This window comes from Streptomyces sp. NBC_01520 (genome assembly GCF_045040375.1).
GTDB lineage: Bacteria > Actinomycetota > Actinomycetes > Streptomycetales > Streptomycetaceae > Streptomyces.
Window position 1 is genome coordinate 5,503,566 of record NZ_CP109404.1, and the last position, 22,180, is coordinate 5,525,745.

General features: G+C 69.9%; 20 protein-coding genes. All 20 read left to right on the forward strand.

Annotated elements, in window-relative coordinates; translation table 11 throughout:
* Window positions 1–3 precede the first annotated feature (3 nt).
* The 20 genes from nrtL to OG524_RS25315 all read left to right on the forward strand — a co-directional run bounded on the left by nrtL (window position 4) and on the right by OG524_RS25315 (window position 22,047).
* Entirely contained in the window at window positions 4–1,065 is a 1,062-nt protein-coding gene (nrtL, locus tag OG524_RS25220; RefSeq protein WP_405388589.1) for an ArgS-related anticodon-binding protein NrtL, read from the forward strand.
* Between the two features lie 19 nt (window positions 1,066–1,084).
* Complete coding sequence (gene lysA / locus OG524_RS25225) at window positions 1,085–2,476, forward strand: diaminopimelate decarboxylase (RefSeq protein ID WP_405388588.1); 1,392 nt, start codon at window positions 1,085–1,087, stop codon at window positions 2,474–2,476.
* Between the two features lie 96 nt (window positions 2,477–2,572).
* The gene (locus OG524_RS25230) at window positions 2,573–3,928 is read left to right on the forward strand and encodes a homoserine dehydrogenase (RefSeq protein ID WP_405811716.1); all 1,356 of its coding nucleotides are present in this window, start codon (window positions 2,573–2,575) and stop codon (window positions 3,926–3,928) included.
* A gap of 6 nt (window positions 3,929–3,934) precedes the next feature.
* On the forward strand, window positions 3,935–5,008 hold the full coding sequence (thrC, locus tag OG524_RS25235) for a threonine synthase (RefSeq protein ID WP_405388586.1): 1,074 nt from the start codon (window positions 3,935–3,937) through the stop codon (window positions 5,006–5,008).
* Window positions 5,009–5,301: 293 nt separating this feature from the next.
* On the forward strand, window positions 5,302–6,219 hold the full coding sequence (gene thrB / locus OG524_RS25240; RefSeq protein WP_384499938.1) for a homoserine kinase: 918 nt from the start codon (window positions 5,302–5,304) through the stop codon (window positions 6,217–6,219).
* Window positions 6,220–6,607: 388 nt separating this feature from the next.
* Complete coding sequence (gene rho, locus OG524_RS25245; RefSeq protein WP_405811717.1) at window positions 6,608–8,674, forward strand: transcription termination factor Rho; 2,067 nt, start codon at window positions 6,608–6,610, stop codon at window positions 8,672–8,674.
* A gap of 156 nt (window positions 8,675–8,830) precedes the next feature.
* Complete coding sequence (locus OG524_RS25250) at window positions 8,831–10,558, forward strand: trypsin-like serine protease (RefSeq protein ID WP_405811718.1); 1,728 nt, start codon at window positions 8,831–8,833, stop codon at window positions 10,556–10,558.
* 183 nt (window positions 10,559–10,741) lie between these two features.
* A complete protein-coding gene (locus OG524_RS25255) occupies window positions 10,742–11,845 on the forward strand; it encodes an LCP family protein (protein ID WP_405811719.1) in 1,104 nt (367 codons plus the stop codon).
* 178 nt (window positions 11,846–12,023) lie between these two features.
* On the forward strand, window positions 12,024–12,248 hold the full coding sequence (rpmE, locus tag OG524_RS25260) for a 50S ribosomal protein L31 (protein WP_056794327.1): 225 nt from the start codon (window positions 12,024–12,026) through the stop codon (window positions 12,246–12,248).
* A gap of 155 nt (window positions 12,249–12,403) precedes the next feature.
* Window positions 12,404–13,480, forward strand: a complete 1,077-nt coding sequence (prfA, locus tag OG524_RS25265) for a peptide chain release factor 1 (RefSeq protein ID WP_031091483.1) — start codon at window positions 12,404–12,406, stop codon at window positions 13,478–13,480.
* A 51-nt stretch (window positions 13,481–13,531) separates the two neighbouring features.
* Window positions 13,532–14,377 (forward strand): peptide chain release factor N(5)-glutamine methyltransferase, encoded by an 846-nt coding sequence (gene prmC / locus OG524_RS25270; protein ID WP_056794331.1) that lies wholly within the window; start codon window positions 13,532–13,534, stop codon window positions 14,375–14,377.
* Between the two features lie 67 nt (window positions 14,378–14,444).
* Window positions 14,445–15,092 (forward strand): L-threonylcarbamoyladenylate synthase, encoded by a 648-nt coding sequence (locus OG524_RS25275; RefSeq protein ID WP_405811720.1) that lies wholly within the window; start codon window positions 14,445–14,447, stop codon window positions 15,090–15,092.
* Window positions 15,089–15,730 (forward strand): protein-tyrosine-phosphatase, encoded by a 642-nt coding sequence (locus OG524_RS25280; RefSeq protein WP_384499929.1) that lies wholly within the window; start codon window positions 15,089–15,091, stop codon window positions 15,728–15,730. The genes OG524_RS25275 and OG524_RS25280 overlap by 4 nt, the downstream gene beginning before the upstream one ends.
* Window positions 15,731–15,863: 133 nt before the next feature.
* A complete protein-coding gene (gene glyA, locus OG524_RS25285; RefSeq protein ID WP_405811721.1) occupies window positions 15,864–17,141 on the forward strand; it encodes a serine hydroxymethyltransferase in 1,278 nt (425 codons plus the stop codon).
* Between the two features lie 84 nt (window positions 17,142–17,225).
* Window positions 17,226–18,605 (forward strand): MraY family glycosyltransferase, encoded by a 1,380-nt coding sequence (locus OG524_RS25290; RefSeq protein ID WP_405388581.1) that lies wholly within the window; start codon window positions 17,226–17,228, stop codon window positions 18,603–18,605.
* Window positions 18,606–18,869: 264 nt separating this feature from the next.
* Window positions 18,870–19,307 carry a hypothetical protein gene (locus OG524_RS25295; RefSeq protein WP_384499924.1) on the forward strand — a complete coding sequence of 146 codons (438 nt, stop codon included), beginning with the start codon at window positions 18,870–18,872 and terminating at the stop codon, window positions 19,305–19,307.
* A gap of 226 nt (window positions 19,308–19,533) precedes the next feature.
* Window positions 19,534–20,355: a F0F1 ATP synthase subunit A gene (gene atpB, locus OG524_RS25300; RefSeq protein WP_405388580.1), complete on the forward strand. Its 822-nt coding sequence runs from the start codon at window positions 19,534–19,536 to the stop codon at window positions 20,353–20,355.
* Window positions 20,356–20,425: 70 nt separating this feature from the next.
* Window positions 20,426–20,650 carry an ATP synthase F0 subunit C gene (gene atpE, locus OG524_RS25305; RefSeq protein ID WP_018521144.1) on the forward strand — a complete coding sequence of 75 codons (225 nt, stop codon included), beginning with the start codon at window positions 20,426–20,428 and terminating at the stop codon, window positions 20,648–20,650.
* A 39-nt stretch (window positions 20,651–20,689) separates the two neighbouring features.
* The gene (locus OG524_RS25310) at window positions 20,690–21,235 is read left to right on the forward strand and encodes a F0F1 ATP synthase subunit B (RefSeq protein ID WP_405388579.1); all 546 of its coding nucleotides are present in this window, start codon (window positions 20,690–20,692) and stop codon (window positions 21,233–21,235) included.
* Window positions 21,232–22,047 carry a F0F1 ATP synthase subunit delta gene (locus OG524_RS25315; RefSeq protein ID WP_405388578.1) on the forward strand — a complete coding sequence of 272 codons (816 nt, stop codon included), beginning with the start codon at window positions 21,232–21,234 and terminating at the stop codon, window positions 22,045–22,047. The genes OG524_RS25310 and OG524_RS25315 overlap by 4 nt, the downstream gene beginning before the upstream one ends.
* Window positions 22,048–22,180: the final 133 nt, after the last annotated feature.

Genomic DNA, 22,180 nt, shown 5'->3' on the forward strand with positions numbered 1-22,180 from the left:
CCCGTGACCCCCGCAGATCTCTCCCGAACCGTGCTGCACGCTGTGCGCCGCGCGGTCGACGAGGACGCCCTGCGCGCGCCCGTGCCCGCGCGCGTGCGGGTGGAGCGGACACGGCCCGGCGGCAGCGGCGACTACGCCTGCGCCGTCGCCCTCCAGATGGCCGGGCCCGCCGCGCTGCCCGCCCGCGAGGTCGCACGCATCCTGCGGGACCGGGTCGCGGCCACCCCCGGGATCGGGCGGATCGAGATCACCGGGCCCGGATTCCTGAACTTCACCCTCGACGCCACCGCCGACACCGCCGCCCGCGCCGCGCTCGTACGCGACGTACGGGAGCGGGGACTCCGCTACGGGCGCGTCACCACCGAGGCGGGGCGGCTCCACCGGCTCCACCACCGGCCCGAGGTCCGGGCCGCCGTCGTCACCCGCACGGTGGGGCGCCTCCTGCGCACCCAGGGCGGCCAGGTGCTCGCCGGCTGCACCGGGACGCCCGACCCCGAGTGGGAGCGGCTGGGCGTCGTCGTCGGTCCTCGCCACGGGGACGCGGAGAGCCAGGAGCTGCGGCCCGTCCCCGCCGGAGCCACCGCCGGTGAGCTGCTCGCCCGGCTCGGGCCCGACGCCGCCCTGTGGGGGCTGCTGAGGCCGGCCGGCCACGACCACGCGCCGCTGGGCGACGACCTCCTCGTACAGGGAGAGCCCAATCCGCTCTTCCTCGTCCGCCACGCCCACGCCCGCGCCCGCGCGCTCACCCGTGGCGCGGAGCGGCTCGGTTTCACCGGCGCGTACGAACAGGACGTGGAAGCGCCCGCGCTGTACACCGCGCTCGCCGACCACCCCGGCGTCCTCGCCACGGCGGCCCGCCACCACGCACCCGACCGGCTCGCCCGCCACCTCGAAACCGTCGCACACGCCTTCTTCGACCTCGTCGAAGCCGCTCCGCCGCTCCCCGTCGGCGACGAGAAACCCTCGGCCGCCCACCGATCCCGGCTGGCCCTTGCCGAAGCCGCCGGGACGGTGCTGGCCGGCGGCCTGTCCGTGCTCGGCGTCAGCGCGCCCCACCACCTCTGAGACCTGAGAGAACAGAACGATGAGCCGATCCGCACACCCCGCCGGGCCCCGTCACGCCGATGTCTTCCCCGAGGGCCACTACAGCGCCCCGGCGACCGACCTGAACGTGCTGGACGAGAAGGTGTGGTCCCGTACCGTCTCCCGCGACGCGGACGGTGCGCTCACCGTCGGCGGGATCGAAGTGGCCCGACTGGCCGAGGAGTTCGGCACCCCGGCGTACTTCCTCGACGAGAGCGACTTCCGGGCGCGCTGCCGCGCCTGGGCCGACGCCTTCGGGCGGGACGCCGACGTCTTCTACGCGGGGAAGGCCTTCCTGTCACGCGCCGTCGTGCGCTGGCTCCAGGAAGAAGGGCTGAACCTCGACGTGTGCTCCGGCGGCGAGCTCACGACCGCGCTGGACGCCGGGATGCCCGCCGAGCGCATCGCCTTCCACGGCAACAACAAGACCGTCGCCGAGATCGAGCGGGCCGTCGACGCGGGCGTCGGGCGGATCGTGCTCGACTCCTTCCAGGAGATCGTCCGGGTCTCGCACATCGCCCAGCAGCGCGGCACGCGCCAGCGCGTACAGATCCGCGTCACCGTGGGCGTCGAGGCACACACCCACGAGTTCATCGCGACCGCGCACGAGGACCAGAAGTTCGGCATCGCGCTGGCCGACGGACAGGCCGCCGAGGCGGTCCGCAGGGCGCTCACCCTGGACGGCCTCGAACTCATCGGCATCCACTCGCACATCGGTTCGCAGATCTTCGACATGGCCGGCTTCGAGGTCTCCGCCCGGCGCGTGGTCCAGCTGCTCGCCGAGATCCGCGACGAGCACGGCATCGAGCTCCCCGAGATCGACCTCGGCGGCGGCCTCGGCATCGCGTACACCTCCGACGACGACCCCCGCGAGCCGCACGAGATCGCCAAGGCGCTCGGCGACATCGTGACCCGGGAGTGCGAGTCGGCGGGCCTGCGCACCCCGCGCATCTCCGTCGAGCCCGGCCGGGCGATCGTCGGCCCCACCGCGTTCACGCTGTACGAGGTCGGCACCATCAAGCCCCTGGAGGGCCTGCGCACGTACGTCAGCGTCGACGGCGGCATGTCGGACAACATCCGCACCGCCCTGTACGACGCCGAGTACAGCGTCGCCCTCGTCTCCCGCAGCTCCGACGCCGAGCCCATGCTCGTCCGCGTCGTCGGCAAGCACTGCGAGAGCGGCGACATCGTGGTCAAGGACGCGTTCCTGCCGTCCGACCTCGCCCCCGGCGACCTGATCGCCGTGCCCGCCACCGGCGCGTACTGCCGCTCCATGGCGAGCAACTACAACCACTCCCTGCGCCCGCCCGTCGTCGCTGTGCGTGACGGACAGGCCAGGGTGATCGTCCGGCGCGAGACGGAGGAAGATCTCCTGCGTCTCGATGTCGGTTAATGAAAATAGGGGTCTCAGGATCCGGACGGGTGGCAGAAACTCCCGTCCGGTGAGTGAGACTGGTCCACACATCAGAAGTATGAGAAACGAGGTCGGATGATGCGTACGCGTCCGCTGAAGGTGGCGCTACTGGGCTGTGGAGTGGTCGGCTCAGAGGTGGCGCGCATCATGACGACGCACGCCGACGACCTCGCCGCGCGCATCGGTGCGCCGGTCGAGCTCGCGGGCGTCGCCGTCCGCCGGCCCTCCAGGGTGCGGGAGGGAATCGACCCCGCACTGATCACCACCGACGCGACCGCCCTGGTCAAACGGGGTGACATCGACGTCGTCGTCGAGGTGATCGGGGGGATCGAGCCCGCCCGCACGCTCATCACCACCGCCTTCGAGCACGGCGCCAGCGTCGTCTCGGCCAACAAGGCGCTGCTCGCCGAGGACGGCACCGCCCTCCACGCCGCCGCCGAGAAGTACGGCCGCGACCTCTACTACGAGGCGGCCGTGGCCGGTGCCATCCCGCTCGTACGCCCGCTGCGCGAGTCCCTCGCCGGCGACAAGGTCAACCGGGTGCTCGGCATCGTCAACGGCACGACCAACTTCATCCTCGACAAGATGGACTCCAGCGGCGCCGGCTACTCCGAGGCGCTCGACGAGGCCACCGCCCTCGGATACGCCGAGGCCGACCCGACCGCCGACGTCGAGGGCTTCGACGCCGCCGCGAAGGCCGCCATCCTCGCGGGGATCGCCTTCCACACCCGGGTGAAGATCGGCGAGGTGCACCGTGAGGGCATCACCGAGGTCACCGCGGCCGACATCGCCTCCGCCCGCCGCATGGGCTGCACCGTCAAGCTCCTCGCGATCTGTGAGCGCGCCGCCGACGGCAGGTCCGTCACCGCCCGCGTGCACCCCGCGATGATCCCGCTCAGCCACCCGCTGGCCTCCGTCCGCGAGGCGTACAACGCGGTGTTCGTCGAGGCCGAGGCCGCCGGGCAGCTGATGTTCTACGGCCCCGGCGCCGGCGGTGCCCCGACCGCGTCCGCCGTCCTCGGCGACCTGGTCGCCGTCTGCCGCAACAAGATCGGCGAGACCACCGGCCCCGGTGAGTCCGCGTACACACGTCTGCCGGTCAGCCCCATGGGCGAGGTCGTCACGCGGTACCACATCAGTCTCGACGTGGCCGACAAGCCTGGCGTGCTCGCCCAGGTCGCGACGGTCTTCGCCGAACAGGGCGTATCCATCGATACGGTCCGCCAGCAGAGCCGACATTCGAGCAGCGGCGACGAAGTTGCCATCGAGCAGGGTGGCGGCGGGCGACGCGTGGGCGGAGACGGCGAGGCATCCCTCGTCGTCGTCACCCACCGCGCGCCCGACGCCGCCCTCTCCGGGACCGTCGAAGCGCTGCGCAAGCTGGACACCGTGCGCGGTGTCGCCAGCATCATGCGTGTTGAAGGGGAGTAAGGACCCATGACCAGCAAGGGCACCCACCAGTGGCGCGGCATCATCGAGGAGTACCGGGACCGTCTTCCGGTCACGAGCACCACGCCCGTCGTCACACTCCGTGAGGGTGGCACGCCGCTCGTTCCGGCGCAGGTTCTCTCCGAGCGCACGGGCTGCGAGGTGCACCTCAAGGTCGAGGGCGCCAACCCCACCGGTTCGTTCAAGGACCGCGGCATGACGATGGCGATCACCCGGGCCAAGGAGGAGGGCGCGCAGGCCGTCATCTGCGCCTCCACGGGCAACACCTCCGCCTCCGCCGCCGCGTACGCGGTGCGGGCCGGCATGGTCTGCGCCGTCCTCGTACCGCAGGGCAAGATCGCGCTCGGCAAGATGGGGCAGGCCCTCGTCCACGGCGCGAAGATCCTCCAGGTCGACGGCAACTTCGACGACTGCCTGACCCTGGCCCGCAGCCTCTCGGACAACTACCCGGTGGCGCTGGTCAATTCGGTCAACCCGGTCCGGATCGAGGGCCAGAAGACCGCCGCGTTCGAGATCGTCGACGCGCTCGGTGACGCCCCCGACATCCACGTCCTGCCGGTCGGCAACGCGGGCAACATCACGGCGTACTGGAAGGGCTACAAGGAGTACGCGGGGGACGGCCTGTCCACGCACACCCCGCGCATGTGGGGCTTCCAGGCCTCCGGCTCCGCGCCCATCGTGCGCGGCGAGATCGTCAAGGACCCGGCGACCATCGCCACCGCGATCCGGATCGGCAACCCGGCGTCCTGGCAGTTCGCGCTGGACGCCCGGGACGAATCGGGCGGTTTCATCGACGAGGTGACGGACCGCCAGATTCTGTCCGCGTACCGCCTGTTGGCCTCCCAGGAGGGTGTCTTCGTCGAGCCCGCCTCGGCCGCCTCCGTGGCCGGCCTGCTCAAGGCCGCCGAAGAGGGCAAGGTCGACCGCGGCCAGAAGATCGTCTGCACCGTCACGGGCAACGGCCTCAAGGACCCCGACTGGGCCGTCGCGGGTGCCCCGCAGCCGGTCACGGTCCCCGTCGACGCCGTCGCCGCCGCGGAGAAGCTGGGCCTCGTCCGGTAGAGGCGCGTCGTGCTGCCGCCCGGCCCCGCCGGGCGGCAAAGCGGTCCAACCGCCCATTCCGGGGCGGAGAGCGCATGAGAGGGGTGCGACACGCATCGTGCGCCTCCTGTGCGCCCTATGTCGCCACAGAACCTTCCTTCGATAAGCTGTACCCAACCCGCCCCGCCGCACAGGCCGCGGAGCAGTCGCCGTAGTGACTGCCGGGTACCCCGCCCCCGGCACCACGGCCCCCACGCACGTCGAACCACCTCGCACAACATCCCCGCCGCCGTACAGGAAGAGTCGTCCAACCGATGGCCGGTCCCGCGTTCCGAGCCGCCGCCGTCCGGGTGCGCGTCCCCGCAACCAGCGCCAATCTGGGCCCGGGTTTCGATGCCCTCGGCCTGTCCCTGGGGCTCTACGACGACATCGTCGTCCGCGTCGCCGACTCCGGTCTGCACATCGACATCGCAGGTGAGGGCGCCGAGACGCTTCCCCGCGACGAGAACCACCTGCTCGTACGCTCCCTGCGCACGGCCTTCGACCTGCTCGGCGGACAGCCGCGCGGCCTGGAGATCGTCTGTGCCAACCGGATCCCGCACGGCCGCGGCCTCGGGTCCTCCTCCGCGGCCATCTGCGCCGGCATCGTCGCCGCCCGCGCCGTGACGACAGGGGGCGAGGCCCGTCTCGACGACGCCGCGCTGCTGGAGCTGGCCACCGAGATCGAAGGACACCCCGACAACGTCGCGGCCTGCCTCCTCGGCGGTTTCACCCTCGCCTGGATGGACGGCGGAGCCGCTCGCGCGATCAGGATGGACGCCGCCGACTCCGTCGTTCCGGTGGTCTTCGTCCCGGCCACACCGGTGCTCACCGAGACCGCCCGCGGCCTGCTGCCGCGCACCGTCCCGCACGTGGACGCCGCCGCCAACGCCGGTCGTGCGGCTCTCCTCGTCGAGGCTCTGACCAGGCGTCCCGAACTGCTGCTCGCGGCCACCGAGGACCGGATCCACCAGGAATACCGGGGGCCCGCGATGCCGCGGAGCGTGGAGCTGGTCAACCGGCTGCGCGCCGACGGCGTCCCCGCCGTCATCTCCGGCGCGGGGCCCACCGTGCTCGCGTTGACGGAGGAGGGATCGGCCGACAAGGTCGCCCGGCTGGCGGGTGAGGGATGGGCCGCGAACCGGCTCGCCCTCGACGCCGCAGGTGCGAGCGTGCTGCCGCTCGCCGCGTAAGCGCACGTGATTGCCGGTGCTCGAGAGGGGGAATGTTTGTTGGAGCCGGTAGTGTTAACCTCAAGTCAGCAATCGACGTCTTTGTGGCGCGTTGCTTCGTGTCCCCCTCCGGGACCACCACTCTTCCGGGAGCCTCCCCGACTGCCTGAGCAGCCTGCCTGAGCTTTCGAGCACGCTCCGGAACCGGCACGACACCCTCTTGCTCGTCCAGGAGTGGGCCGAGCAGGGGGATCTCGCGCCGGAACCCCGCACATTCGTCTCTCCGCCGTACCCGGCGGACCACCGCCCCGGCAAGGTCCGCGATCGACACGATCAACAGACCGCAGTCGGACAGCACAACCGGTCGCCGAGCCAGAAGGCCGACGTCCGCTCCAGGGAAGGACCCTTCGTGAGCGACACCACCGATCTGATGGGCGTGACTGCCGACAAGAGCGTCGACAGCTCCGCGTCCGCCGAAGGTGCTGCCACTGGCACCACCGCACGGCGCCGCCGCTCCGGCACCGGCCTCGAGGGCATGGTCCTGGCCGAGCTGCAGCAGGTCGCGTCCGGCCTCGGCATCAGGGGGACTGCGCGGATGCGCAAGAGCCAGCTGATCGAGGTCATCAAGGAGGCGCAGGCCGGAGGATCCTCCGCGCCCAAGGCCTCCTCCAAGGCAGCTGCGGCCCCCGCCGCCACGGACGCCGAGAGCAAGCCCAAGCGGCGTGCCACGTCCAAGACGCGCACCGGGGACGAGTCCGCCGCCGAGCCCGCCGAGAAGGCCGCGGCCCAGCAGCAGATCGACATTCCCGGCCAGCCGGCCAGTGACGAGCAGCCGCCGGCCGAGCGCCGCCGTCGCCGTGCGACCGCGCAGGCGGGCAGTCCCGACACCAAGTCCGAGCCGCAGGCCGAGGCCCGTCAGGACCGTGCCGACGAGCGCGGCGAGAAGAGTGAGGCCAAGGGCGACGCGAAGGCGGAGTCCGCCGCCGACACGGCCGAGGGCCGTCGCGGTGACCGTCAGCGCGGCGACCGCGGTGACCGCCAGGACCGGGGTGACCGCCGTGACCGCCAGCGCGACCGGCGGAGCAAGGGCGACGACCAGGGCCAGCAGGGCGGCGGACGCCGTCAGGGCCAGCAGGGCGGCGGCCAGGGTCAGAGCCAGGGTGGTCAGGGCCAGCAGGGCGGCGGGCAGAGCCAGGGCCAGCAGGGCGGCGGCCAGCACGACGACGGTTACGACGACGAGGGCGGCCGGCGCGGCCGTCGGGGCCGTTACCGCGACCGCCGGGGCCGTCGTGGCCGCGACGACTTCGCGACCGACGTCCAGGTGGCCGACGACGACGTCCTGATCCCCGTCGCGGGCATCCTCGACATCCTCGACAACTACGCGTTCATCCGGACCTCCGGCTACCTGCCGGGACCGAACGACGTGTACGTCTCGCTCGCCCAGGTCCGCAAGAACGGCCTGCGCAAGGGCGACCACGTCACGGGTGCGGTGCGTCAGCCCAAGGACGGCGAGCGCCGCGAGAAGTTCAACGCGCTGGTCCGCCTCGACTCGGTGAACGGCATGGCGCCGGAGACCGGCCGCGGCCGTCCCGAGTTCCAGAAGCTGACCCCGCTGTACCCGCAGGACAGGCTCCGTCTGGAGACCGACTCCAACGTCCTGACCACCCGGATCATCGACCTGGTCGCCCCGATCGGCAAGGGCCAGCGAGGCCTGATCGTGGCCCCGCCGAAGACCGGTAAGACCATGATCCTGCAGGCCATCGCCAACGCGATCACGGTCAACAGCCCCGAGTGCCACCTGATGGTCGTCCTGGTCGACGAGCGTCCGGAAGAGGTCACCGACATGCAGCGGTCGGTGAAGGGCGAGGTCATCTCCTCGACCTTCGACCGTCCCGCCGAGGACCACACCACGGTCGCCGAGCTCGCCATCGAGCGCGCGAAGCGCCTCGTGGAGCTCGGCCACGACGTGGTGGTCCTGCTGGACTCGATCACCCGTCTGGGCCGTGCGTACAACCTCGCGGCGCCGGCCTCCGGCCGCATCCTGTCCGGTGGTGTCGACTCGACCGCGCTGTACCCGCCGAAGCGCTTCTTCGGTGCCGCGCGCAACATCGAGGACGGCGGCTCGCTGACCATCCTGGCCACCGCGCTCGTCGAGACCGGCTCGCGCATGGACGAGGTGATCTTCGAGGAGTTCAAGGGCACCGGCAACATGGAGCTCAAGCTCGACCGGAAGCTCTCGGACAAGCGTATCTTCCCGGCGGTGGACGTCGACGCGTCCAGCACCCGTAAGGAAGAAATCCTTCTCGGCGCCGATGAATTGGCCGTCACCTGGAAGCTGCGCCGAGTTCTTCACGCACTCGACCAGCAGCAGGCCATCGAACTGCTGCTGGACCGTATGAAGAAGACGCAGTCGAATGCGGAGTTCCTGCTTCAGATCCAGAAGACGACTCCCGGCAGTGGCAATGGGAATGACTGACTGAACGCCTGAACCGGGACAGTTCCAACGCCCCTCGAGTCCGCCCCGTTACTTCGGTGACGGGGCGGATTTCTGCATGTACCATTCAACTCGCCGTCACTCTCCCCCCACATACGGCTCCAAATTTCGAATGGTTTTGAACAACGGGAGACATGCGTGCGCATAACGCGTCATGCCGGATCGGTACGAAAGCTTCGCAGACTCATAGCCGCCGGCGCAGCGACGCTGGCACTGCTCGGTGGTGGCCTGGTGGCCGGCGCCCAGGCCCAGGCGGCCGACGGCGGAGAAAGGTTCCTGCCGCCCAGGGGCGCCGACGTGGTCAGCCCGCAGAAGGCTTCCCCGCGCATCATCGGCGGTACGAGCACCACGCTCAGCAGTGCTCCCTGGATGGTCCAGCTCCTCTTCGAGTTCGACAACGACGGTCTGTACTACTTCACTTGTGGCGGCACGCTCGTCGCGCCCAACAAGGTGATGACCGCCGCGCATTGCGTCACGGATGACTACGGCAACGCACTGGACATGAAGGGCCAGGGGCTGGTGCTGGCCGGCACGGCCAAGCTCGCCGGTGGCCCGAATGACGAAGGCACCGCGGTCGGCATCACCCGCTCCTATTTCGCGGGTACGTACAACGCGGACGCCATCGACAACGACATCGCACTTCTGACGCTCTCCAAGCCGCTGTCCTACACGCCGGCCCAGCCCGCCTCGTACGGCGACAACGCGCGCTACACCGCGGGCACCGTCGCCACCACCTACGGCTGGGGCATGACCGGGTCCGACTGGGACACCGCGACGCTGTCCGACACGCTGATGCGGATCAACCAGCCGCTGCGTTCGGACGCGGAGTGCACGGAGAGCCTCGACACCGCGGTCGCCGTCCCGGGCGCCTACAAGCCCGGTCACATGATCTGCGCGGGCGAGGGCGGTACGAGCGACAACAGCACCGGCCAGGCCACGTGCCCCGGTGACTCGGGCAGCCCGATGTTCGTCTCGGGCCGCGTCATCGGCATCACCTCGTGGGGTGTGGGCAGCGACCTGGAAGCCTGCAACATCCAGGGCACGTACGACGTCTACACCAAGGTGGCGACGTACTACCGCTCGATCCAGCCCCGGATCGACGACACCAGCTTCAGCCGTGACCACCGTGCGGACCTGTTCGCCCGGACCACCGGCGCCACCGGCTACACCTTCAACTCCAGCGGCGAGAAGCTGGCCGCGCGCCAGGTCTTCGCCGGCTCGTACAGCGCGTACAACCTCATCGTGCAGGCGGACCTCAACCGTGACGGTTACGAGGACCTGATTGCCCGCCAGTCCTCGACGGGTGACGTGTACTGGCTGCACCGCTCCGCGAGCAGCGCGACGTACGTGAAGACGAAGATGTTCAGCGGCTGGAAGACCGTGCGCGCGATCGTCGCCCCCGGTGACGTCAACAACGACGGCAAGGGCGACATCCTGGCCGTCACCTCGACCGGCGACCTGATGGTGTACCCGAGCTACGGCAACGGGAAGTTCAACACCGCGGTCAAGGCGGCCACCGGATACCAGGTCTACAACCAGGTCCGCGGCCACGGCGACTTCACCTACGACGGCAAGAACGACCTGCTCCTCCGTCGCGGCGGCACCGACGACCTGTACCTCGCCAAGGGCACTGGCAAGTCCACCGCCCCGTTCGAGACCCCGGTCAAGGTCCGGAGCGACTGGTCCGCGTACAACCTCCTGGTCACGCCGGGCGACGTCAACGGCGACGCCAAGTCCGACCTCGTGGCGCGTTCCACCGCGGGCGACCTGTACCTCCTCAAGGGCACGGGCCAGGGCACGTCCGAGATCTTCGCCACACAGGTGAAGCTCGGAACCGGCTGGAACAGCTACTACACCGTCGGCTGAAACCCCAGGTGAGCGCCGGGTGACCGGACAACCGCCCACCTCAGCTGTGGCCCCCGTCCCAGGACGGGGGCCACAGCGCGTTGTGCAACGCTTCTCGCTGCTCCGGCGTCCCCACGAGTGACGCCGGACCGTGCCGGTGCGCCACGGCGGGGGGCAGCAGCGAGGAACGTACGAGGGAGACGCATGAGCGGACAGAGCAGGAGCACCGGCCGAATACGTGGCACCGGCAGCCGCCGCAGGAAGCCCTCGACGGGCCGCCGGATGAAGACCGCGGCCCTGTGGACCGCCGCCGCGGTGGTCGTCGCCGGGGGATCCGGGCTCGGCTACGCCTACTTCACGCTCAACGGCAACCTCAAGGCCGTCGACATCAACGCCGCCCTGGGCACGGAACGCCCCGACGACGTCGACAACGGCTCGCAGGACATCCTGGTGCTCGGCTCGGACTCCCGCTCCGGCGCCAACTCCGCCTACGGCGTCGACGAGGGCGCCGCCCGCTCGGACACCGCGATGATCGTGCACGTCAACAAGGGCCACAAGTCCGCGAGTGTGGTCTCCGTGCCCCGCGACACCCTCGTCGACCGCCCCGCCTGCACGAGCGACACGACCGGTGAACAGGTCGGCGCGGAGCAGCGGGCGATGTTCAACACGGCGTACGAGGTGGGCGGGCCCGCCTGCGCGGTGAAGACCGTCGAGGCGATGTCCGGGATCCGCATGGACCACTACGTCGAGGTCGATTTCACCGGGTTCACGAAGGTCGTCGACGAGCTCGGCGGCGTCGAGATCACCACCGGGCAGGCGATCGACGACTCCAAGAGCCATCTGCACCTGGAGCCGGGCACCCACACCCTGGACGGTGAGCAGTCGCTCGGCCTCGTCCGCACGCGCAAGAGCGTCGGCGACGGCAGCGACCTGGGACGCATCCAGCTCCAGCAGGCGTTCGTGAAGGCGCTCATGGACCAGGCGAAGAGCGTGGGGGTGTTCTCGAACCCGAAGACGCTCTTCGGCCTGGCGGACACCGCCACCAAGGCCGTCACCACCGACTCCGAACTGGCCTCGGTCAAGAAGCTCACCGGCTTCGCGAACGGGCTCAAGAGCCTCGGCTCGTCGGACGTCGACATGATCACGCTGCCGGTGGAGTACGACCCGGCCGACCCCAACCGGGTGCTGCCCCAGGAAGAAGCCGGCCGGCAGGTCTGGGCCGCGCTCAAGAAGGACGCGCCGATCCCGGCGTCCGCCACCGAGAAGTCGGCCGGCGACAAGGGCGAGGCGGGCGGGGTCGTGCGCTGACGGCACCATCCGTCACCGCCCGGTCGCGCAACGTACCCCGGACGCCTGGGGAATACACCTGGCCGGCCTCTCGTTTTGGGAGATACGGCCGGTCCTGGCAGACTGGTACGTCGGCCCCGGTTCACGGACGCGCAATCCGCGCGTGCGACCCGGAGCCCTCCCGAAACTAGGAGACACCTTGAAGCGCGAGATTCACCCCCAGTACGTCGAGACGCAGGTCAGCTGCACCTGCGGTGCGTCGTTCACCACCCGGAGCACCCTTGAGGGCGGCGCGATCCGTGCCGACGTCTGCTCCGAGTGCCACCCGTTCTACACGGGCAAGCAGAAGATCCTCGACACCGGTGGCCGTGTGGCCCGCTTCGAGGCCCGCTTCGGCAAGGCCGCCGGCTCCGCCAGCAAGTAGCGAGCCACTGCGCCGGTTCCCGGCGCCCTCTTTCGGGGGCGCCGGGGCCGGCGTTTTTTTCCGGCTGTGCGGCCGGGTGCCCTCCGGGCACGGACCGGCAGCACGTCGTCCAGCAGGCCCGCAGACGTATGACGCACGGAACCAGGAGCCCGAAGATGTTCGAGGCGGTCGAGGAACTGATCGGCGAACACGCCGATCTCGAGAAGAAGCTCGCCGACCCGTCGGTCCACGCCGACCAGGCCAACGCGCGCAAGCTCAACAAGCGCTACGCGGAGCTGACCCCGATCGTCTCCACGTACCGGTCCTGGAAGCGCACCGGTGACGACATCGGTACCGCCCGCGAATTCGCCGCGGACGACCCGGACTTCGCCGCCGAGGTCAAGGTCCTGGAGAAGCAGCGCGACGAGATCACCGAGAAGCTCCGGCTCCTTCTGGTCCCGCGTGACCCCAGTGACGACAAGGACGTGCTCCTGGAGATCAAGGCGGGCGCGGGCGGCGACGAGTCCGCTCTGTTCGCAGGTGACCTGCTGCGCATGTACCTGCGCTACGCCGAGCGCGTCGGCTGGAAGACCGAGATCATCGACTCCACCGAGTCCGAGCTCGGCGGCTACAAGGACGTCCAGGTCGCCGTGAAGACCAAGGGCGGCAACGGCGCCACCGAGCCCGGCCAGGGCGTCTGGGCGCGGATGAAGTACGAGGGCGGCGTGCACCGCGTGCAGCGCGTGCCCTCCACCGAGTCCCAGGGCCGGATCCACACCTCCGCCGCCGGTGTGCTCGTCACACCCGAGGCGGAGGAGGTCGACGTCGAGATCCACGCCAACGACCTGCGCATCGACGTGTACCGCTCCTCCGGCCCCGGCGGCCAGTCCGTCAACACCACCGACTCCGCGGTCCGCATCACGCACCTGCCGACCGGTGTCGTCGCCTCCTGCCAGAACGAGAAGAGCCAGCTCCAGAACAAGGAGCAGGCCATGCGCATCCTGCGGTCCCGGCTGCTGGCCGCGGCCCAGGAGGCCGCCGAGCAGGAAGCCTCCGACGTCCGCCGCAGCCAGGTCCGTACCGTCGACCGATCCGAGAAGATCCGCACGTACAACTTCCCGGAAAACCGGATCTCGGACCACCGCGTCGGCTTCAAGGCGTACAACTTGGACCAGGTGCTCGACGGCGACCTCGACGCCGTCATCCAGGCCTGCGTGGACGCCGACTCCGCCGCCAAGCTCGCCGCCGCGTAAGCCGCGTAAGATCCGCCCCGCCCCGCTCGTGAACCCGTACGGAGAACCGCGATGAACCTGCTGCTCGCCGAGGTGGCCCAGGCCACCCAGCGGCTGGCCGACGCCGGTGTCCCCTCACCGCGATTCGACGCCGAGGAACTCGCCGCGTTCGTGCACGGCGTCAAGCGGGGCGAACTGCACCATGTGCCGGACGCCGACTTCGACGCCCGCTACTGGGAGACGATCGCCCGCCGCGAGGCCCGCGAACCGCTCCAGCACATCACCGGCCGCGCCTTCTTCCGCTACCTGGAGCTCCAGGTCGGCCCCGGCGTCTTCGTGCCCCGCCCGGAGACCGAGTCGGTCGTCGGCTGGGCGATAGACGCCGTCCGCGCGATGGACGTCGTCGAGCCGCTGATCGTCGACCTCTGCACCGGATCCGGCGCGATCGCCCTCGCCATGGCGCAGGAGGTGCCGCGCTCGCGCGTGCACGGCGTGGAGCTGTCCGAGGACGCCCTGAGGTGGACCCGGAAGAACGCCGAGGGGTCCCGGGTCACCGTCCACCGGGGAGACGCCCTGAGCGCCCTTCCCGAGCTCGACGGCCAGGTCGACCTGGTGATCTCCAACCCGCCGTACATCCCGCTCACCGAGTGGGAGTACGTCGCCCCCGAGGCCCGCGACCACGACCCGCAGATGGCGCTGTTCTCCGGCGAGGACGGCCTCGACACCATCCGGGGCATCGAACGCACCGCGCACCGCCTGCTGCGGCCCGGCGGGCTCGTCGTCATCGAGCACGCCGACACCCAGGGCGGCCAGGTGCCGTGGATCTTCACCGAGGAACGGGGCTGGGCCGACGCGGCCGATCACCCCGACCTGAACAACCGGCCCCGGTTCGCGACAGCCCGCAAGGCCATGCCGTGACCACCGGGACACCGGAACCGTACGACCCCGACCCGTCATACCCGTACATGTCCCAGGAGGCCGGCTGATGGCACGGCGATACGACTGCAACGACGCGACCGACCGTACGACCGGCCTGCGTGAAGCCGCGTCCGCCGTCCGCCGCGGCGAACTGGTCGTGCTGCCCACCGACACCGTGTACGGGATCGGTGCGGACGCCTTCAGCTCCGAGGCAGTCACCGACCTGCTCGACGCCAAGGGCCGCGGCCGGAACATGCCCACCCCCGTCCTGATCGGCTCCCCGAACACCCTGCACGGTCTGGTCACCGACTTCTCCGAGCAGGCCTGGGAACTCGTCGACGCGTTCTGGCCCGGCGCCCTCACGCTCGTCGCCAAGCACCAGCCCTCCCTGCAGTGGGACCTCGGCGACACCCGCGGCACCGTCGCCATCCGGATGCCCTTGCACCCGGTCGCCATCGAGCTCCTCACGGAGGTCGGCCCGATGGCCGTCTCCAGTGCCAACCTCTCCGGACACCCCTCGCCCGAGGACTGCGACGCGGCCCAGGAGATGCTCGGCGACTCCGTCTCCGTCTACCTCGACGGCGGCCCGACGCCCGGCATCGTTCCGTCGTCCATCGTCGACGTCACCGGCAAGGTCCCGGTGCTGCTGCGGGCCGGTGCCCTCTCAGCCGAGGACCTCCGCAAGGTAGTACCCGACCTCGAGGTGGCCAATTGACCGCCCCTGAGGGGCGTGGCATAGCGGGGCAGCACGACACTTTCCGCATCCTCCACGTCAGCACCGGCAACGTCTGCCGCTCGCCCATCACCGAGCGGCTGACCCGCCATGCCCTGATGGACCGCCTCGGCGACCCGCTCAGCCGCGGCCTGATCGTGGAGAGCGCGGGCACCTGGGGGCACGAGGGCGCGCCCATGGAGGCCAACGCCGAGGTCGTCCTCGCCGACTTCGGCGCCGACGCCACCGGCTTCGTCGGCCGCGAACTGCTCGACGAGCACGTCATCCGCGCGGACCTCGTCCTCACCGCCACCCGGGACCACCGGGCCCAGGTGATCTCCATGGGCCACTCGGCGGGCCTGCGGACCTTCACGCTCAAGGAGTTCACCCGGCTCGTCCGGGCGATCGACCCCGCCACGCTGCCCGACGCCCGCGAGGAGGGCGTCGTCGAACGCGCCCGCGCCCTGGTGCGCGCCGCGGCGGCCCTGCGCGGCTGGCTGCTGGCCCCCACCGCAGAGGCGGACGAGGTCTACGACCCGTACGGCGCCCCGATCACGTTCTTCCGCTCCATCGGCGACGAGATCAACCAGGCACTCGACCCGGTCGTCACCGCGCTGACCGGGGTACGCGACCCGCACTGACGCACCGTCCGCCCGGCCGGCCCCCTGCGCCGACCGGCGTACGGGGCCGCACGGCAGCGGGCAGCGGGCGCGGTGCGCGCCTACATTGGAGCTGACACCAGCGCACGCCCCTCCCCAGGCCCGGAGCCGTCAGATGCCGGTCACCACTCCAGCCGCACCAGAAGCCGTGTCCTCCCCCGACACCGCCATGCCGCAGGACTTCGGCGCCCTGCTCCGCCAGGACCCGGAGATCGCCGGCGTCCTGCTCGCCGAGGCCGGCCGCCAGGCGAACACGCTGCAGCTCATCGCCGCCGAGAACTTCACCTCGCCCGCCGTCCTCGCCGCCCTGGGCTCGCCCCTCGCGAACAAGTACGCCGAGGGCTATCCTGGCGCCCGCCACCACGGCGGCTGCGAACAGGCCGACGAGGCCGAACGCATCGCGGTCCGGCGGGCCATGGCGCTGTTCGGCGCCGAGCACGCCAACGTCCAGCCGCACTCCGGCTCCTCCGCCGTCCTCGCCGCCTACGCGGCACTGCTGCGCCCCGGCGACACGGTCCTCGCCATGGGACTCCCGTACGGCGGGCACCTCACCCACGGCGCCCCCGGGAACTTCTCCGGACGCTGGTTCGAATTCGTCGGTTACGGGGTCGACCCCGACAGCGGGCTCATCGACTACGCCCAGGTGCGGGCCCTGGCCAGGGCCCGCCGCCCCAAGGCGATCGTCTGCGGCTCCATCTCGTACCCCCGGCACCCCGACTACGAGCGGTTCCGGGACATCGCCGACGAGGTCGGCGCCTATCTGATCGCCGACGCCGCCCACCCGATGGGCCTGATCGCCGGGGGAGCGGCACCCAGCCCCGTCCCCTACGCGGACGTGGTGTGCGCGACGACACACAAGGTCCTGCGCGGGCCGCGCGGCGGCATGATCCTGTGCGGCGTGGAGCTGGCGGAGCGGATCGACCGCGCCGTGTTCCCGTTCACCCAGGGCGGCGCCCAGATGCACACCGTCGCGGCGAAGGCCGTCGCGTTCGGCGAGGCGGAGACACCGGCCTTCGCGCTGTACGCCCACCAGGTGGTCGCCCACGCCCGCGTCCTCGCGGCCGGGCTGGAGGCCGAGGGCTTCGACATCACGACGGACGGCACGGACACCCACATCGTCGTCGCCGACCCCGGACCGCTGGGCGTCGACGGCCGCACCGCCCGGGAACGGCTGGTGGCCGCCGGCATGGTGCTCGACACCTGCGCCCTGCCGTACGGGGACGCCCGCGGCATCCGGCTGGGCACGGCGGCCGTCACCACCCAGGGCATGGACGAGGCCGACATGGCACGGATCGCCGTACTCTTCGGCGCGGCTGTCAGGGACGACGACCCGGAGAGACTGCGGACCGAAGTACGCGAACTGGCCGAGCGGAATCCGCCGTACCCGGGGTAGGCGAAGGGTGTGCAACCATCACCCGTACCTTTGTGTCCTTGCTCATGAGACTAGGGTGTGGGGCTGAGATGGCCGGCGAAATCTGTGGGGCAGCCCGTGCGTGATTACCTGCTGACGCTCTGTGTCACGGCAGCGGTGACCTATCTGCTGACCGGACCGGTGCGGAAGTTCGCCATCGCGATCGGGGCGATGCCCGCGATCCGTGCGCGTGACGTACACCGGGAACCGACACCGCGGCTCGGTGGTATCGCCATGTTCGGCGGACTGTGCGCGGGACTGATCGTCGCCGACCACCTGTTCAACCTGAACAGCGTCTTCGAACTGTCCAACGAACCACGGGCCCTGCTCTCCGGAGCCGCCCTGATCTGGCTGATCGGTGTCCTGGACGACAAGTTCGAGCTCGACGCCCTGATCAAGCTCGGCGGCCAGATGATCGCCGCCGCAGTCATGGTCATCCAGGGTCTGACGATCCTGTGGCTGCCCATCCCCGGCGTCGGCACGGTCGCCCTCACCCAGTGGCAGGGCACCCTGCTCACGGTGGCGCTGGTCGTGATCACGATCAACGCGGTCAACTTCGTCGACGGCCTGGACGGCCTCGCGTCCGGCATGGTCTGCATCGCCTCCGCGGCGTTCTTCCTGTACGCCTACCGGCTCTGGTACGGCTACGGGATCGAGGCCGCGGCCCCCGCGACGCTCTTCGCCGCGATCCTGATGGGCATGTGCCTCGGCTTCCTGCCGCACAACATGCACCCCGCCCGGATCTTCATGGGCGACTCCGGCTCGATGCTGATCGGCCTGGTGCTGGCCGCGGGCGCGATCTCCGTCACCGGGCAGGTCGACCCGGACCTGATGCAGATCTTCTACGGCGGCGAGCGCGAGGCCACCCACGCGATGCTGCCGGTCTTCATCCCGCTGCTGCTGCCGCTCACGATCATCGCGATCCCGGCGGCCGACCTGGTGCTCGCGATCGTGCGGCGCACGTGGAACGGCCAGTCGCCGTTCGCGGCCGACCGGGGTCACCTGCACCACCGGCTGCTGGAGATCGGGCACTCGCACAGCAGGTCCGTGCTGATCATGTACTTCTGGTCCGCGCTGATCGCCTTCGGTGCCGTCGGCTACTCCGTGCACTCGGCGTCGCTGTGGATCGTGCTGGTGATCGTGGGACTCAGCGCCGTCGGCCTGGTCCTGCTCCTCATGCCGCGGTTCACCCCGCGCGCCCCGCGCTGGGCCGAGGGCTTCGTGCCGCCGCGCTACCGGCGGCGGCGCCGCGACGACGCGGAGGGGGCGGGTTCGTCCGCCACGGAGGCCCAGGAGGGTCAACAGGGGCCCGCAGGCTCGCAGATGGCCTCTCAGACCCCCGAACGGGCACCCGTGGCCGTGGGAGTCTCCGGCGTCAACGGAGCGACCGCGATCGGCCCCCGTTCGCGCTTCACCGATCGGGACCGTGCCGACTCCTCACGTTGACGATTCGGACAGTGGGCGTCATTACCACGCAAGATGCCTTACTGTCGCGCGCATACGCGCGGGGTCACTCTCATGTGTGACAGCGGGCACACCTTTCGGGTAAAGACCTCATCAAATAGTTTGTGATACCGTTCACTAAGCCCGGTGACAGAGCCGAAGGACTTGAGTAGGACGGTCCCTCGGCCCGAGGCATCGACTCGGTCCGGGCCTACGCTCGTCCATGACGACACCACTGCCCACCCCCTGTAAAGCGGAGTTGCCGCCATGCCGTCCAACGACGTCCGGACTCTCCTCCAGACCGCCGTTCCCACCGCTGCCGCCGGCGCTGTCGCCACCGCGGTCAGCGCTGGTGTCGCCGGTGGCAAGGGAGCTCTGGGTGCGGTTGTTGCGACGCTGGTCGTGATTCTCTTCATGGGGATCGGACTCGTGGTCCTCGAACGGACTGCCAAGTCCCTCCCGCACCTGTTCCAGGCCATGGGGCTGATGCTGTACACGGCACAGCTCCTGCTGCTTTTCATCTTCGTCGCCGTGTTCAAGGACACTTCGCTGTTCAACCCGAAGGCCTTCGCGATCACGCTGGTCGCGACGACTCTCGTGTGGATCGGCGCACAGGCGCGTGCGCACATGAAGGCCAAGATCCTTTACGTCGAACCCGAGTCCAGCGAGGGCGACAAGCCCAAGAAGACGGGCCCGTCGGCGTGATGGGTAGGGGCGGGATAAGGGCGCTCGCCGGACCCTGCTATCGTCCGGTTTCAACTGCGGCACTGCGGGCGCGGGCATGTGAGCTGACGCCTGCTCGATCGCGAGGCTCAAATGCCTGACTGCCGCTCACACATCCGTAACACCAGTCCAGTGCCGAACCGCGGCCGTGCGCCGCGCCGACACATCGAGGTTGCCGTACCTATGCGCCACGCTGAAGGAGCCCGCGGTGAGTGCTGACCCGACACAGGTGCTCGCCTTCGAGACCGATTGCCACATCTTCGACGGTTGTGGTTTCCCGGCACCCGGCTTGCACTCGTTCCTGTTCGAGCCGCTGTGGGGTGACCCGGACAGCAACTTGTACTTCAACAAGCCGATGCTGCTGGCGCTCCTCGGCTCGCTCATCGTCGTCGGTTTCTTCTGGGCGGCGTTCCGGAAGCCGAAGATGGTCCCCGGCAAGCTGCAGTCGGTCGCGGAGATGGGCTACGACTTCATCCGTCGCGGCATCGTCTACGAGACCATCGGCAAGCGCGAGGGCGAGAAGTACGTCCCGCTGGTCGTGTCGCTGTTCTTCTTCGTCTGGATGATGAACCTCTGGTCGATCATTCCGGTCGCCCAGTTCCCCGTGACGTCGATCATCGCGTACCCCGCGGTTCTCGCAGGGATCGTCTACATCACGTGGGTCAGCCTGACTTTCAAGCGTCACGGGTTCGTCGGTGCCTTCAAGAACTTCACCGGCTTCGACAAGTCACTCGGCCCGGTTGCCTACCTGGCAGCCTTCATCGAGCTGTTCTCGAACCTGCTGGTCCGCCCGTTCACGCACGCGGTGCGACTCTTCGCGAACATGTTCGCCGGTCACACCCTGCTGCTGCTCTTCACGATCGCCAGCTGGTACCTGCTCAACGGCATCGGTATCGCTTACGCAGGCGTCTCCTTCGTGATGGTCATCGTGATGACCGCCTTCGAGCTTTTCATCCAGGCTGTCCAGGCGTATGTCTTCGTGCTCCTGACCTGCACTTTCATCCAAGGCGCGCTCGCCAAGCATCACTGAGCCCCTGGCTGGACCCATTTTCGTCCGGTGGCCAACCCCCACCGGTCCGTAAAGAGAAGGAAGAACTGGCATGTCCCAGACCCTTGCTGCCGTTACTGGTGACCTCGGCTCCGTCGGTTACGGCCTTGCTGCCATCGGCCCCGGCGTCGGCGTCGGCATCATCTTCGGTAACGGCACCCAGGCTCTTGCCCGTCAGCCCGAGGCTGCCGGCCTGATCCGCGCCAACCAGATTCTCGGATTCGCCTTCTGTGAGGCGCTCGCCCTCATCGGTCTGGTCATGCCGTTCGTCTACTAGACGAGCCGCGACTAGTCCATACCGACGAAAGGCACTGATGTGAGCCAGCTGCTTACGGTCGCGGCCGAGGAGATGGAAAATCCCCTCATCCCGCCGATTCCAGAGCTCGTCATCGGCCTCATCGCCTTCCTCATCGTCTTCGGCTTCCTCGCCAAGAAGCTCCTCCCGAACATCAACAAGGTTCTGGACGAGCGTCGCGAGGCCATCGAAGGCGGTATCGAAAAGGCCGATGCGGCCCAGACCGAGGCCCAGAGCGTTCTTGAGCAGTACAAGGCTCAGCTCGCCGAGGCCCGTCACGAAGCCGCCCGCCTGCGCCAGGAGGCGCAGGAGCAGGGTGCCGTCATCATCCAGGAGATGAGGACGGAAGGTCAGCGGCAGCGCGAAGAGATCATCGCCGCCGGCCACGCCCAGATCGAGGCCGACCGCAAGGCCGCGGCTTCCGCGCTGCGCCAGGACGTGGGCACGCTCGCCACCGCCCTGGCCGGCAAGCTCGTCGGCGAGTCCCTAGAGGACCACGCCCGGCAGAGCGGCACCGTCGACCGTTTCCTCGACGAGCTCGAGGCGAAGGCCGAGGCTGTCCGATGAACGGAGCGAGCCGCGAGGCACTGGCTGCCGCACGTGAGCGTCTCGACGCGCTGACCGACTCCACGTCGGTCGACGCGGCGAAGCTCGCCGAGGAGCTGGCAGCCGTCACCGCGCTGCTCCACCGCGAGGTATCGCTGCGCCGGGTCCTCACCGACCCGTCGCAGGGCGGCGAGGCCAAGGCCGAGCTGGCCGGACGGCTGCTGAGCGGTCAGGTGGGCGGCGAAGCCGTGGACCTGGTCTCCGGCATGGTCCGGTCCCGCTGGTCGCAGTCCCGCGACCTGGTGGACTCGGTCGAGGAACTGGCGAACACCGCAGACCTCACCGCCGCCCAGCGAAGCGGCGCGCTCGACGACGTCGAGGACGAGCTGTTCCGGTTCGGCCGGATCGTCGGTTCCGACAAGGGACTGCGCTCCGCGCTGACCAGCCGGACGGCGTCCACCGCCGCCAAGGGCGAGCTGCTCCGCAGCCTGCTCGGCGGCAAGACGCAGCCCGTCACCGAGCGAGTCGTCACGCGCCTCGTGACCCAGCCCCGTGGACGTAGCCTGGAGGCGGGACTCGAGTCCCTGTCCAAGCTCGCCGCGGAGCGCCGGGACCGCATGGTCGCCGTCGTCACCTCGGCGGTGCCGCTGTCCGATCGCCAGAAGCAGCGCCTCGGCGCCGCCCTGGCGAAGATCTACGGCCGGCAGATGCACCTGAACCTGGACGTGGACCCCGCGGTCCTCGGCGGGATCTCGGTGCGCGTCGGTGACGAGGTCATCAACGGCACGATCGCGGAGCGCCTCGAAGAGGCCACCCGCCGGATGGCCGGCTGACAGCGAGCAGCGCAACCGCACCACCTGAACGAGCAAGAACAGCGGCCCGGTTGGGCCGTGCAGAAATTGCAGAAGATTCCTGGGGGTCGCCCCCAGACCCCCTTAAGAAACTTCGGGCCCAACAAGGAGAGCA

Coding starts and splice junctions, on each gene's coding strand:
- prfA (WP_031091483.1), top strand. CDS start 12,404: ATGTTCGAGGCGGTCGAGGAACTGATCGGCGAACACGCCGATCTCGAG.
- OG524_RS25230 (WP_405811716.1), top strand. CDS start 2,573: ATGATGCGTACGCGTCCGCTGAAGGTGGCGCTACTGGGCTGTGGAGTG.
- atpE (WP_018521144.1), top strand. CDS start 20,426: ATGTCCCAGACCCTTGCTGCCGTTACTGGTGACCTCGGCTCCGTCGGT.
- glyA (WP_405811721.1), top strand. CDS start 15,864: ATGCCGGTCACCACTCCAGCCGCACCAGAAGCCGTGTCCTCCCCCGAC.
- lysA (WP_405388588.1), top strand. CDS start 1,085: ATGAGCCGATCCGCACACCCCGCCGGGCCCCGTCACGCCGATGTCTTC.
- OG524_RS25295 (WP_384499924.1), top strand. CDS start 18,870: ATGCCGTCCAACGACGTCCGGACTCTCCTCCAGACCGCCGTTCCCACC.
- OG524_RS25275 (WP_405811720.1), top strand. CDS start 14,445: ATGGCACGGCGATACGACTGCAACGACGCGACCGACCGTACGACCGGC.
- OG524_RS25255 (WP_405811719.1), top strand. CDS start 10,742: ATGAGCGGACAGAGCAGGAGCACCGGCCGAATACGTGGCACCGGCAGC.
- thrB (WP_384499938.1), top strand. CDS start 5,302: ATGGCCGGTCCCGCGTTCCGAGCCGCCGCCGTCCGGGTGCGCGTCCCC.
- prmC (WP_056794331.1), top strand. CDS start 13,532: ATGAACCTGCTGCTCGCCGAGGTGGCCCAGGCCACCCAGCGGCTGGCC.
- thrC (WP_405388586.1), top strand. CDS start 3,935: ATGACCAGCAAGGGCACCCACCAGTGGCGCGGCATCATCGAGGAGTAC.
- OG524_RS25315 (WP_405388578.1), top strand. CDS start 21,232: ATGAACGGAGCGAGCCGCGAGGCACTGGCTGCCGCACGTGAGCGTCTC.